This window comes from Legionella maioricensis, assembly GCF_023618015.1.
Lineage (GTDB): Bacteria > Pseudomonadota > Gammaproteobacteria > Legionellales > Legionellaceae > Legionella > Legionella maioricensis.
The window spans coordinates 303405-316590 of sequence record NZ_JAJKBJ010000001.1 but is presented as its reverse complement, the minus strand read 5'-3'; the positions used below and the strand labels follow the sequence as shown (position 1 = coordinate 316590).

Below are 13186 nucleotides of genomic sequence, written 5' to 3'. Positions count from 1 at the left end.
GGACACGGAAATGCAAAACAAATATCCTCTATGGAAAAACCTGATGCTGATTGCTATTGCAGTTATCGGGTTTATTTATGCCATACCTAATTTATATACAGAAAACCCTGTAGTACAAATTTCTTCCGACGCTCTTGTAGATAAAGAAGCATTAATGACTCAGGTAGAAACTGCTCTGAAACAAGCCAAGATTGAGTACAAATCAATAATTATGGAGAACGAGGGAGTTGAAGTCGTATTTTCATCTACAGATTCTCAATTATTAGCCAGAGATGTAATTAAAAACAGCTTGGGGAGTCAATATACCGTTGCTTTAAATCTGGCTCCATCTACACCTCATTGGCTAGAGGCAATTCATGCCCGTCCCATGAAACAAGGTTTGGACCTTCGAGGTGGAGTGCATTTTCTTCTCGAAGTGGATGTAGAAAGTGTGATTAGTCGTCGCTATGAAGGGATAATGAAAAATATAGGCCAGGAGATGCGTGATATGGGTATACGCTATTCTGGTATTCGCTATATTCCTGATAAAGGAATTGATTTGCGATTTCGCGATGCCGATTCTATGAATAAGGCACTCGCTGAATTAAAACAAAAAATACCTGAAGTAGTGTTTGTCAAAACCAAGCTCGACAATGTGGTCTTAGGTTCTATTTCACCCGCAGAATTAAATACGATTAGACAAAATACCATTGAACAAACAATGAGCATTTTACGTAATCGAGTGAATGAATTGGGTGTTGGTGAAGCCGTGGTTCAACAGCAAGGAGCGACCCGTGTTGCCGTTGACTTACCAGGGATTCAAGATGCTGCCAGAGCCAAACAAATTCTTGGTGGAACTGCCACGCTGCAATTTTATTTAGTGGACCAAGACAATGATGCTCAAATTGCAAAACAAACTGGCGCAGTACCGGTTAGCGACAAACTATATATGATGGATGGCCATCCTATCTTATTGAAAAGAATGGTGGTTTTAAGTGGTGATTCCATTACCTCTGCGGTATCCAGTTTTGATCAACAAACAGCAACCCCTGCGGTGCAAATCCAATTAGGTGGCGGCGGTGAGGCTTTATTCACTAAAATCACCCGTGAAAATATTGGTAAACGTATGGCAATTGTTTATGTTGAAACCAAAAATACCATGCAGACAGTTAATGGAGTTGAAAAGCGGCTGACCCATAGAGAAGAGCGGGTTATTAGTGCACCTGTGATTCAAAATGCATTAGGTAATAATTTTCAGATTACCGGACTTACTGATTCAAAAGAAGCAAGCAATCTGGCGTTATTATTAAGGGCAGGGGCTCTACCTGCAGCAATTTATCCCATTGAAGAACGAACTGTCGGCCCAACGTTGGGTAAGGAAAACATACGCAGAGGAATCGTATCACTGCAAGTAGGAATGGGTTTAATTTTAATCTTGATGCTAGTGTACTATCGATTTTTTGGTTTGATTGCTAACATTGCATTGGTACTGAACCTTATTTTGCTCTGTGCTTTGCTATCCATTATCGATGCGACATTAACTCTTCCGGGTATTGCAGGGATTGTGTTGACGGTAGGTATGGCGGTTGATGCAAACGTGTTGATTTATGAGCGTATCAGAGAGGAGTTGCGTCATGGCTTGTCTCCTCAGGCAGCAATTTATGCTGGTTATGAGCGCGCATTTTCGACCATTTTGGATGCGAATGTGACTACCTTTATTGTGGCTGTAATTCTGTTTGCAGTAGGTACTGGACCAGTTCGTGGGTTTGCTGTAACTCTGTCTTTAGGGTTATTAACTTCTATGCTGACAGGTATTACTTATACTCGAGCGATTGTGAATTGGTATTACGGTAATCGCAACGTAAAAAAATTATCTATAGGTATTTAAGGCGAGGCTCAGATGGAATTTTTTAATCCAAATTCAAAAGTGGACTTTATGGGGGCCCGTCGTTGGACGGCCGGGTTTTCCATATTAATTTTTGTTCTTTCTATTAGTGCTCTGGCGATCCACGGATTAAAATGGGGGCTTGATTTTACAGGTGGTACGCAAATTGAGGTCACTTATTCCAATGCGGCAGACTTGGCACAGATTAGAGAAAATCTTAATAAGATTGGCTTTAAGGAAGCGCAAGTAGTGAGTTATGGAACCTCCAAAGATGTCCTTATCAGTATTGCGCCACGTGCCGATAAAGATCAGTCTCTTCTGGTAGAGCAAGTGATGAGTGCTTTACCGGGCGCAGTGAAGCAAAGGGTTGATTTTGTGGGCCCGCAAGTCGGTCAGGAACTAGCTACTAAAGGAGCCCTTGCTATTCTGGTGTCTTTGCTGGCGACTATGATTTATATTGCCATGCGCTTTGAATACAGGCTCGCGGTCAGTTCTGCAGTGGCCTTGATTCACGATCCAGTGTTGATATTGGGAATATTTGCCTTTTTTGGCATTGAATTTGATCTTAAAGCTTTGGCAGGATTACTGGCGGTAATAGGATACTCACTAAACGATACCATCGTGGTTTTTGACCGGGTGCGGGAGAATTTTGTTAAAATTCGTCGTACTAGTCCGATAGAAATTATGAATATTTCAATCAACCAAACCCTTTCAAGAACCATCATGACTTCAATGTTGACTTTATTTGTCGTCGTTGCCTTATTTGTCTATGGCGGCGAAACAATTCACGGCTTTGCTTTGGCATTAATTATTGGAATAGTGATTGGTACTTATTCTTCTATTTACGTGGCAGGAGCTTTAGCTGTTGCTATGGGCTTGGATAGAAAGGACTTCATGCCTAATCAGCGCAAAGAATTAGACGATCGTCCTTGAGATTATTTGATTTAATTTTGGCTTTGTAGAGGAGATCATTTAGATTTTCTTCTACAAAGACATTAAGAAGTTATCCTGCGTAACAGTTATCATTAATGACTACGACTTGGTTGAGGGTAAACAGCCTTGTCACTGTTAGCACATTCTGCAGCTTGCTCAGCCTCTTTGCGGGCTTTAATAATCTGATTAAGAATACTAATCTCTAGTGCCGTAAGGTGCATGTCGTTTTTGGCAGCTTGAACCCGCTTCTCCGTTTGGATGATTTGCTGTTTTGAGTTTTTAATTGCATCTAGTCGTGAGGCAACATTTATCTTATAACTTTCCAAAGGTGAATAACTATTTAGAGATGCTCTTAAAAGATATTTTTCTGACCTACTGCCTCCCTGCTCTAAATTCGCAAGTGTTTTAGCCCTTTCCGCTTCTTCTTCCATGACTTTAGGCTCTGTGGCCAACAAGAGTTGATATCTTTCTTCTTGCTGAGCGAGTTTTTCCCAAACTAATTTTAATTGCGCTTCAGCTCTCTCCATACGAGCGTCTATTTCAATCACATGAGGCCCATATTTTTTATTTAATTCTATTAACTCATTTAATGGTAGAGACTGTAAATGGATATGTAATTCATGTACAGTCTTATTTTTTAAAAAAAAGGCCATAATAAACCCTAGATGAGTGAAAAAAATACATGGTAAATTATTCATCAGTTTGGGTCAAGAAAGAATGAGAGATTACATTCAATTTTCCCCACCCTTGTTTGCCATTAGATAGGGTGGGGGCTTGCAGAGGTGAGGAAATTCTTAATATATTAATCTTTAAAGAATAAGTAAATTGTCCAATTTTGCGGCACAAATAAAATCGTTGTGCGTTAAACCATCGAGTGCATGAGTCATAAAAGTGACACGACAATAATTATAACCAATTTCCAGATCAGGATGATGGTTTTCACTATTGGCAATCCAGGCGAGTGCATTAACAAAAGCCATAGTTTCATAAAAATTATTGAAAGCTAATGAACGTTTAAGCATTCGTTTATCGTCAGTTACTTGCCATTGCTTATTTAATTGAGGCAATAAATTTTTTATTTGTTCTGCATTCAATGCAGCTCCAATTCCTTCACACGATTCACAATGTTTTTGGCTTAAGTCACTAGTCATGCTCGTTCCTTATATTAGTAATATTTAAATGGACCCTGTTGCATTAAATTCTAAACCTGATTTAATTTAATGGCTTTGGACGTAGGTTGGGTCATTTGACCGTAGACGTCAAGCTCAAGAAAAAATCTCCGTCGTTGCGATGGTTAATTTTAAGCTGCTTCTCCTGTTTGTCCTAAACATAATAACTCTTTAATGCAGCAAGAAAACGAGAGTTCTGCTCTTTAGTCCCAATACTCACTCTGATGTACTGGTTCATTTTATAAGCATGCAAGGGTCTTACAATAATCCCTTGCTCTAAAAGATAATTATAAAGAGCTAAACCATCTTCTTTACAGTCAACAGTGAGAAAGTTACAGGCCGAAGGCAAATAGTTGAGTTTTAACTCATCAAAACCGGTACGTAATTGCTGCATTCCTTCATCATTGGTTCGCAAACTTAACGTAATAAAATCATCATCATCCAAAGCCGCGTGGGCAGCAATAAGCGCTGCTTGATTGACTGAGAAGGGCAATTGGACTCGTTGTAAGAGGTTAATAATAGAGGGATTGGCAATGGCATAACCTAAACGTAATCCTGCCATTCCATACATTTTTGAAAAGGTTCTGGTAATAACTAAATTGGGGTGTTCAGGCAACCATTCCAAACTGTTGCAACTGAGTTTGGAAGCTGCAAACTCATAATAAGCTTCATCCAGTACGAGTAGGGTACTTTCCGGAATGTGTTCTAACAGGTATTTAATTTCGTTTTGACTTATTAGAACCCCAGTTGGATTATTGGGATTAGCAATAAAAATAATTCCGGTTTGAGCGTTACAGGTCTGGATCAGGTTATTGATATTAACTTGCCAATCGGGATTTATAGGGACAGTCCGAACTGGTATTTTTAATGTGTTTGCCTGAATGGCATAAGCGCTGAACGCATATTCATGAGTGAGTATGTGTTTATCAGAATGAAGAGCAAAGCAATATAATAACATAGTAAATAAATGATCTGAGCCATTACTCAAAAACAGTTGCTCTGTGCTAATGCCCAATTTATTGGCTAGTTTGGGTGTTAAGGCATGATTCACTGGGGAAGGGTATGTCGCTATCAAATAAGAAGACATAGTCTGTAATGCGTTTAATGCCAAGGGGCTACAACCTAAAGGATTTTCATTACTGGCCATCTTAATAATGTCTGCAATCCCTTTTTCTCGCTTAAGTTCTTCTATAGATTTACCCGGCTTATAGGGAACTAAAGAGCGAATTCCTGGATGGGGTAATTGAGTAAAATCTATAGACATAAGCTGTGTTCCTTCAGGCAAAATTAAATGCACATCTTACCTAAGCCAGCCGCTACTGTCATCATCCGATCATGGTTAATTCGTCACCAAGAATCTATAAGTTATTAAATACATGCACTTTTTTCGCAAGAGCAGTTAATTATTTGTAAAAAAGAAGATCTCATGAGGGGAGGAAATTTATTAACATCAGGGGGCATTATAGATCCCTAAAAATACTTAAAAATTAAGAGAGGGCCCTTCTTGCTTTTTTTTATAGAGCACGTTAATCTGCGCCCGGCAACCAACCTCAGGAAGAAGTAAATGGCTCATCAAAAGGGATTTTCCCTAATTGAAGTATTAATATCATTAATGTTAGTAACTATTTTGGGTTTGGCTTTATTAGAGCAACAGACTCAAATCCGACAGTTATTAACACAATTGGGACTACGTACACAGGCATCTCAATTTCTTGATCAGATTGACGAATCATTATTTGTTGGCCTTCCTGTACTCCCTATTGCGCCGTCACCCTATTTTTTTGAGTTGAATGAAAATCAACACCATATTATTTTGCGCCTCAGCTGGTCTAAGCATTTTGGAACTTTAACGCGAAAAAGAAATCCAATTGGGACTTTGCAATGAATAGGCCTAATAATCAATCAGGTATTGGCTTATCCGAGGTTCTGATTAGTCTTTTTCTAGCAAGTCTTATTATGACTACGTTAATCCAACTGTATTTAAGTAATAAACGCCAATATGTTGAAGCGCAAAAATTGTTAGGAGCGGGTCTTGACTTACAATGGATTAGTGATTTGCTTAGTGACAGTATTCGGCGAGCGGGATTTACTCCCTGTTTAGGAATCGAGCAATTAACGACTATGGATAGACGGAATTTTAAAAGTACTATTCCTGGATTAATCATTGAACAGACTCCGGAACAATTGATTCAAATTAATCGAATGAGTGAATCTTTTACAAGAGTTATTGCTATCCAGAGTCCCACCCAACTAATAATTTCTAATGGTAATTTATTTAAAGAATTACGTCCGGTTCTGATAGCTGATTGTGAACATGCTGAGATCCATCAGATTTTGAGGGTAGAAAAATTAGAAAGAAACTATTTGGTGATTTTAACCAAACCATTGATGTTTTCTTATACTCCCTTCGTTTATTTAGGGGAGTGGTTTGAAGAAAAATGGTTTATCAAAGAAAAAGATAAAAAAAAGACGGCCTTGTATTATAAGTTATTTCATACTGAAGAGCTAAGCACGTTAATTCGCTCCTTAGCTATTAAGAGAATGCGGGTTAACGGAAAACTGCTAATTACTATTGTGATGGGTTTAGATAATCATAAAACACAGCAATTAGTGGTTGCTGTTCGTGGATCATGAAAAAACAATGCAGCGGGTTTATTTTTTTAATGACACTATGTGTTATTTTAGTAATCAGTCTGTTGTTAATTACTGGTTTGCACCATGTTTTACTCTATCATAAAGCATTAAATCAGCAGGAACTGCAACATCAGCATTTTTATCAATTGGAGCATCTGGCCGTTCAATTAGCCCATATTGCAACGGGGGCAAGCGCGAAGAGTTGTGTGGAGTATGGAGATGCGGCAAATGAAGTCATCCAACGGTTAATTGAGAATCAGGGGTGTTCCTTAACTGATGGACAGGCAAGATATCGATATCTTATTGAAGACTTGGGTGATTTTCCTTGTCTGGTGTTCCCTGGGCAAAACCGTGCATCTCGTCATTTTAGAATAACACTTTTGCTCCTTAAGGATGATGAGAATTCAGCCTCGGTATTACAACTAAGAATGATTAAACCATCAGGAATGATTCGGTGTTCTGGAGAGGAACGTGCTGTAACTGAAGGCATCAGCAGCTGGCGTTATATTCCAGCTGTCTAAAGCCGGAAAAACAGTTCAATCCTCGATGCGTCGACTTATTCTTGTGCGGTAGTGACGTAGGTTGGTGCTGAGCTCCGCGAAGCCCAACAGCAGAGTCTGCATTTACTGCATATCAAGATTGTTGGGCTTCGCAGTGCTCAGCGCCAACCTACACTTTTAATTTAATCCATCAGGCCTTGTTTAAAACTCGAAACATTGTCCTTTGACCACAAATCCCAGAAAACCGTCTTTTTTGGCATCAGGAAGTGAGCCAGGATTATAGTGATAGAGCCACATTTTTTTCTTTATATGTGCTGGCAAAAGCCTTAGTTCGGAGTAGTGGGAGTGCACCGTACTTTTAGTTGGTGTTGTTTCACAATCGTGGAAAATAATATCTGCTTCTTCATAGAAAGGGGTCAGATATTCCGGGGTGCTTTGGGTATCGGTAGTAAATAAAACACGAGTTTTATTATAAGTAAATATTAAGCCATAACTGGGCATTAGTTCGTATTCACTATAAAAATGAATAGTCTGAATCAATTTAAATTCTATAGAATGCCAAGTAAAACATCCGTCTTTCTTTATAGGTTTGGAATTAAAAAAAGAATCAATGGAGGGATGTTTATGTGGGAGAGTGCTTAATCCACCTGATAAAGTTTTGTTCCATAAATCAATAATAACTTTTTCATTGGCAAAGAGATTGGGTTTACCTTTATAGTTTGGATCAAAATGAGTGGTTAATGCCAGCCATTCTAGTCCCCCGGTGTGATCACCATGCAGATGCGAAATATATACGTTATTGATGTCCTTATAACTTAGATTTTGTTCGCGTAATGAATGTCTGATATCTGAGCCGGCATCAAGAAGAAGAGTATCTTTTCCCAGTTGAAATAAAATATTGGAATGATAGTTTTCTGGGCCTATAGTGAAGGCTGAACCTGAACCAAGAAAAGTCATTTTTAGCGTCATTTCATTCTCTATTAAATGTCGGTTACTCTTCTTAAAAAGACCGATGTAATCAAAACTCTTTCACCGTATTCATTACGGTGTCGCTATTAAAAAATAAGAATACTTTTTATATCAAAAACAAAAAAGGCCATGCCTCCTACAATCAAATGAGATAATGAAACACCAATCAGTGTTTTATTTCGGGCATACATCCATCCCCAAAATAGGCCAGGGAGAAGCACCGATAAGGCTAAGCCAATAGATACATGCAGATGCGTCACACTAAATAAAATATTAGAGATGATAATAGCCCACCAAACACGGCTTGGACCAGTCAAAAATTCTTGTAAGGAGCTTTGTAGAGCACCTCGGCAAATTAATTCCTGAATAGGCGTAAAAACCAAATAGGCAAAGATAAGTGTAATTAATATGGGAATATTGGTTTGACCGAGCTCATTAGTCGTCTGCATGCCGCCAGCGTTAAAACTTAAATGAATCAGAGTTAGATCATGAAATTGAGGAATAAGATTAATGGATAGCCATTTGATAAAGGCAATACATGAGATAAGGATAATACTCACAATGACGCTATCTTTAAGAGATTGACGCCAATTACTTGTGGTCAATCCATAAAATTGCATGGAATAACCGCTGCTTTTCATCATCATTAATACGGCCATTGCAAAGAAAATAATTAAAGGGATGCTAATGACGCTGGTTGAAAGGCTGTTATTCGCCATTTTCTCAATGATCTTAAAAGCATACATATAGACCGCCAGGACAAATAGAAGGTTGATCATAAATTTGCCCATGGCTACTCGGGCTTTGGAAAGCTCGAGTTCACTCTTTAAGGATTCGACAGTCACCTGGTTTGTTTGTCGCATCCTTCCGCTCAGTGTATTAGCCAGATTAGAGATTAAAGTAAAATAAATCGGTCGTTCACTCATGGACAGCCGGAGATCTTTAACCAAATCGGTTAGTTTGGTAATTATTTGATTATAAAGAAAACCTTCATTGGCCAAGGTCTTAAGATCGGCAATGGAAACAGAAAGAAGTTTGGTTGGAGAGAGGGTTCGAATGCTTGCTGAACGAGGTGAATTATCAAGCAGCCCCATTTCACCAATTACTTCGCCGGCATGGAGTACTGAAATACGTAAGAGGGTTCCACTCCCTGATTTTTTCAAGACCTCAACGGTTCCTTCTCTAATAACATATAAGTCGATGGGAATATCATTTTCATTGATAATTATTTCATTAGCATCATAACTGGTGATTTTAAAAAGAGGTATTATTTGCTCTAGTTGTTTACTGGATAGGGAACCAAACAAGGCGCTTTTTTGAAGCGCCTCAACAATGCTATCTGTTGAATTATCTATTTCCATCATTAGTGAGTGTCCATAAGCAATGGATTCCTACGAAAAGTATAGGAGGGCTTACATAAAATAGCCAGAATTAGATGATGGGGTAATTCTTAGATTTATGGATGGGATTTGCGACTAAAAAAGTGCTCTTATTTTACCTTTATAGGCGGGCTGACTGTAGAGCGACTTGAGAATTATTTAAGAAGTTAGATGTTGGTCAAATTGGATGAACAGTATATTACGAGAATAAGGTAAGTGATCTCTTGAGTAAGGTCTTACTAGGTTGTATTGTTATGAAATAATTAATAAAAAGGTCTTCGTGGATGGGGTTATTCAGGGGGTTCGAATTTAAATACTGGCCACAAATAAGCGTTCTTGTTTTGTTGCTAGTAGCTTATGGTACTTATCGCTATTTTGCCTATTATGATACCCGATCAAATGACGCATACGTCTCAGCTAACATAGTGAATATAACCCCTTTAGTTTCTGGACCAGTGACCAATCTGTATATAAAAGAAAATCAACAGGTTAAAAAAGGAGATAAACTGATCGAAATAGATCCTCTTCCTTATATTTACGCAGTCCAACAGGCTAAAGCCAAATTAAATATTGCTAAATTGAATTATGAGAATGAAAAACTCGCCATAATCAAGGCGGAGCAACAATTAAAACAAAATCAAATCAAGTTAAGTTTGAGCCAGGATCATTATAATCGTTTCAGTAAATTGCAATTGAAAGGAGATATGCCAAAGATTACCCTCATCAATTTGGCTGATAAAATTAAAGAAGAGGAAGCCGCAATTATTGAAGCGGAGCAACAATTAAAAATAGCGCAAATTAATCTGGATGATAACGAAATTTTAGCGGCTCAAGCTGAATTGGATCAAGCCAACTATCTGTTGAATCATACGGTTCTTGTTGCCCCAGAAGACGGTTATATTACTAATTTCAATTTACGCATAGGTCAGTACATTCAGACTGGACAGGGATTATTCGCTCTGATTGAGACGAAACAATGGTGGGTGGTTACCCGTTATAGAGAAACTGCGATTCGACTAATTAAACCGGGAGATAAAGCGAAAATTATGATTGATATGTACCCGGGTAAAGTTTTTCACGGACATGTGAATAGCATCGGTTGGGGCATTAACAGAGTGCAAACTGGCAATGTGGCCTCTTCAACATTACTTTACATGGAGGCTACTGAGGATTGGATTAGAATAGCCCAGCGTTTTCCAGTTCGTATTTATATTGATGATTTAACGGATCAATATCCAATGCGCATTGGTGCCAGTGCTACAACGATTACTTACAGGTGACCTGGTGCTGTTCTTCTGGCCTCAAAGCGTGGAAAATAGAGCAGCCTTAAGAACAGCCTTCGCTGCTTTGATTGCCGTTTTAATCTCATTTGCATTTCATCTTGAAACACCTTACTGGTCAGGAATGAGTGTGGTTGTTGTTGCTAATTTATATACCGGCAGCATTATCGATAAAGCAACGATGCGCATTATTGGAACCATTGCTGGTGCCTTTATCGGTTATTTTGTTGCTGGTTTAGTCGTTAATAGTTTTTTACTTTATTTATTTTCGTGTTTTTTAATCATCGTTATCGCGGTCTATTATTATAATCTTAGTGCCTACGGTTATGCTTATTTATTGGGGGCCTTATGTGCTTTCATTATTATTTCCCAATTAGCCATAAATCCTCAAAATGCCTTTTTTGTCGCTATTTGGCGCCCTGTTGAGATTGGTATAGGGGTATTAGTTTCAGCGCTTAGTGCTTATGTAATTTTTCCTAATCACTTAAAAGACAATATCAATGTACAGGTTCATGATATTTTTGATGATTTTTCCGCTGAATTTAAGCAACTATCAGGGAGTTTGCTGCAGGGAAAAATGGATTTTAATACAGTGACTCAAAGTAATTTAAAAATAAAAAAGAAAATTCGTAAAGCAGTAGAACTAATAGGGGCAATGAATCATGAGATAGGCGTGACAAAGGAAAAAACTGATGAATTAAGAGCCTTTTTGGATGCTTTTTATAATTTATCCCGCCAGTTGCAGTACTTAAACCTTTCTTCTCCAACCCCCGAAGATCTAAGCTCAATACAATCTATGCCTATTGAGCCAGTATTTGCTGCTATTCAACATGATTTGGCTTTGTTGCAATCTGCTTTCACCGGTCAATCCTCAATAACCATGGTTTTACAAACCACAGAAGCAATAGCTACTTTAGAAAAGCATTTTAGCCAAGAAAAGCGGGGCTATCTGGTCAAAAGCGATTTCGTTTATTCCTTTATCCATTTTTTACAACAAATCAGTCAATGTTTTTCCTCAATGCATGCCTTATTAGTCGGTTCTCCTGTTAATAAGCCCAAGTTTCAATTCATTAACAGACAACAACGACTGCGCTCTGATTACGATCTGATCAAACACAGTATCAAGGCAGGAGTTTCTGTCATTCTTGCCTTAAGTTTTTGGTTGGTCAGTAACTGGCCAGGGGGATTGAACGGCATTATAAGTAGTCTGATTATTTCCATACGCAAGAATCTTTATGACATGACTAACATCAGCATTTATCGATTCATAGGATGTTTTCTTGGCGGGGGAGTCGCTTTATTTTCGTTATTCATTTTAGAAATGAATCTGTTTGAGTTGATTATGATCCTTTTTTTCTTCGTGTGGGGATTTTCTTATTTCATGTTTAAGTATCCCAAGTATGCTTATATAGGCCTACAGGCGAACATTGCTTTAATTATTTCTCTTGCTCAGGAAGGAGGGCCTCCGGTTCTGTTGGATCCTCCTTTACAACGTCTTGCTGGGATTATTATTGGCATAGTGGCGAGTTTTATAGTCGCCAATATTCTATGGCGTTCGGATGTATGGACCATATTGAATCGTTATCTTAATAAATTATATAACTATATGACTTTTAACCTGCAGCAGATCCTCACGGTATCAGAAGGAACACTCTCATTACACGATTTAGCTAATTTATTCTGGGTCTCACGAGGGATCATGGAAGCTCTGGCTGATGAACATTTAAGTCCTAACAAACAGAATAGGTTAACGGAGCTCACCCACAGATTTGAGTCTTTAGTCTTCATTCAGGCAACCATAAGCCACATATTAGTAACTATTGATAGAGAGAAAGCGCATGCTACCGCAGAACTTTTCAATTTAAACTTGCCACTTTATGAACAACAATTAGTTGTACTATTTGAACATCACGATAAAGCAGGTGGAGAAGCCTTAAATCATCAATTGCAAGTGTTTTTAGATGGAATCGAGCAGCATTCAAGCTATTCTAAAGTTGATGATAATGACCTGAGAAATTTATTTGCCTATATTAATGCCTTGAATCATTTAGCTTTACGCATTCAATAAAAGTAAAATTTTATTTTTATCTTTCGCATCATGATTTGGGCGGTCGGTATAACTCATTAAACCTATTTTCATAAACTGGACTTTAAGTTGGTTAATAACCGTCTTTGCCTGTGTTAGCAAAGCGATCCAGAATTCGTTAAAATTGAAATTCTATTCTGTATTGCTTCACTACGTTCGAAAATACGACAACTCATCGTCAATTTTCAAAAAGGACCAAAGTCTAATTAAATATAATTACATAATTTTCTCATATATTTAAGAAAGATGAGGTATGCTAAGTGCAGAATTCAAATTTTTTTTAAATGGAATTTATTGTCATGAATGCATTGAAAATTAATTATATTTTACCATTTTTAACGATGGATAAAGCATAAAACAAACAGGCTTTAG

The 13186-nt window shown here is 38.0% G+C and carries 12 protein-coding genes; 7 read left to right on the top strand and 5 right to left on the bottom strand.

Going from position 1 to position 13186, the window contains the following annotated elements; all coding sequences use genetic code 11:
* Positions 1-10: 10 nt before the first annotated feature.
* The gene (gene secD / locus LOX96_RS01340) at positions 11-1867 is read left to right on the top strand and encodes a protein translocase subunit SecD (RefSeq protein WP_250421324.1); all 1857 of its coding nucleotides are present in this window, start codon (positions 11-13) and stop codon (positions 1865-1867) included.
* A gap of 12 nt (positions 1868-1879) precedes the next feature.
* A complete protein-coding gene (gene secF, locus LOX96_RS01335; RefSeq protein ID WP_250421325.1) occupies positions 1880-2797 on the top strand; it encodes a protein translocase subunit SecF in 918 nt (305 codons plus the stop codon).
* A gap of 92 nt (positions 2798-2889) precedes the next feature.
* On the opposite strand, the gene LOX96_RS01330 is transcribed toward secF, so the two are convergent.
* From LOX96_RS01330 to hisC, 3 genes are all read right to left on the bottom strand, one after another.
* Positions 2890-3450, bottom strand: a complete 561-nt coding sequence (locus LOX96_RS01330) for a hypothetical protein (RefSeq protein WP_250421326.1) — start codon at positions 3448-3450, stop codon at positions 2890-2892.
* A gap of 156 nt (positions 3451-3606) precedes the next feature.
* A complete protein-coding gene (locus LOX96_RS01325; RefSeq protein WP_250421327.1) occupies positions 3607-3948 on the bottom strand; it encodes a 4a-hydroxytetrahydrobiopterin dehydratase in 342 nt (113 codons plus the stop codon).
* A 172-nt stretch (positions 3949-4120) separates the two neighbouring features.
* Complete coding sequence (hisC, locus tag LOX96_RS01320; RefSeq protein ID WP_250421328.1) at positions 4121-5230, bottom strand: histidinol-phosphate transaminase; 1110 nt, start codon at positions 5228-5230, stop codon at positions 4121-4123.
* A gap of 300 nt (positions 5231-5530) precedes the next feature.
* On the opposite strand from hisC, the gene LOX96_RS01315 reads away from it, so the two are divergent.
* Genes LOX96_RS01315 through LOX96_RS01305 form a run of 3 tightly spaced genes read left to right on the top strand, consistent with a single transcriptional unit; the run spans position 5531 to position 7121 of the window.
* Positions 5531-5851 (top strand): type IV pilus modification PilV family protein, encoded by a 321-nt coding sequence (locus tag LOX96_RS01315; protein ID WP_250421329.1) that lies wholly within the window; start codon positions 5531-5533, stop codon positions 5849-5851.
* Positions 5848-6600 (top strand): PilW family protein, encoded by a 753-nt coding sequence (locus tag LOX96_RS01310; RefSeq protein WP_250421330.1) that lies wholly within the window; start codon positions 5848-5850, stop codon positions 6598-6600. The genes LOX96_RS01315 and LOX96_RS01310 overlap by 4 nt, the downstream gene beginning before the upstream one ends.
* Entirely contained in the window at positions 6597-7121 is a 525-nt protein-coding gene (locus LOX96_RS01305) for a type II secretion system protein (RefSeq protein WP_250421331.1), read from the top strand. Before LOX96_RS01310 ends, LOX96_RS01305 begins: the two co-directional genes overlap by 4 nt.
* A gap of 180 nt (positions 7122-7301) precedes the next feature.
* On the opposite strand, the gene LOX96_RS01300 is transcribed toward LOX96_RS01305, so the two are convergent.
* Complete coding sequence (locus tag LOX96_RS01300; protein ID WP_250421332.1) at positions 7302-8069, bottom strand: MBL fold metallo-hydrolase; 768 nt, start codon at positions 8067-8069, stop codon at positions 7302-7304.
* A gap of 86 nt (positions 8070-8155) precedes the next feature.
* Positions 8156-9433 (bottom strand): cyclic nucleotide-binding domain-containing protein, encoded by a 1278-nt coding sequence (locus LOX96_RS01295; protein WP_250421333.1) that lies wholly within the window; start codon positions 9431-9433, stop codon positions 8156-8158.
* Positions 9434-9732: 299 nt separating this feature from the next.
* On the opposite strand from LOX96_RS01295, the gene LOX96_RS01290 reads away from it, so the two are divergent.
* Both LOX96_RS01290 and LOX96_RS01285 read left to right on the top strand, forming a co-directional pair.
* Positions 9733-10728 carry an HlyD family secretion protein gene (locus LOX96_RS01290; protein WP_250421334.1) on the top strand — a complete coding sequence of 332 codons (996 nt, stop codon included), beginning with the start codon at positions 9733-9735 and terminating at the stop codon, positions 10726-10728.
* Positions 10703-12796 (top strand): FUSC family protein, encoded by a 2094-nt coding sequence (locus LOX96_RS01285; RefSeq protein WP_250421335.1) that lies wholly within the window; start codon positions 10703-10705, stop codon positions 12794-12796. Before LOX96_RS01290 ends, LOX96_RS01285 begins: the two co-directional genes overlap by 26 nt.
* Positions 12797-13186: the final 390 nt, after the last annotated feature.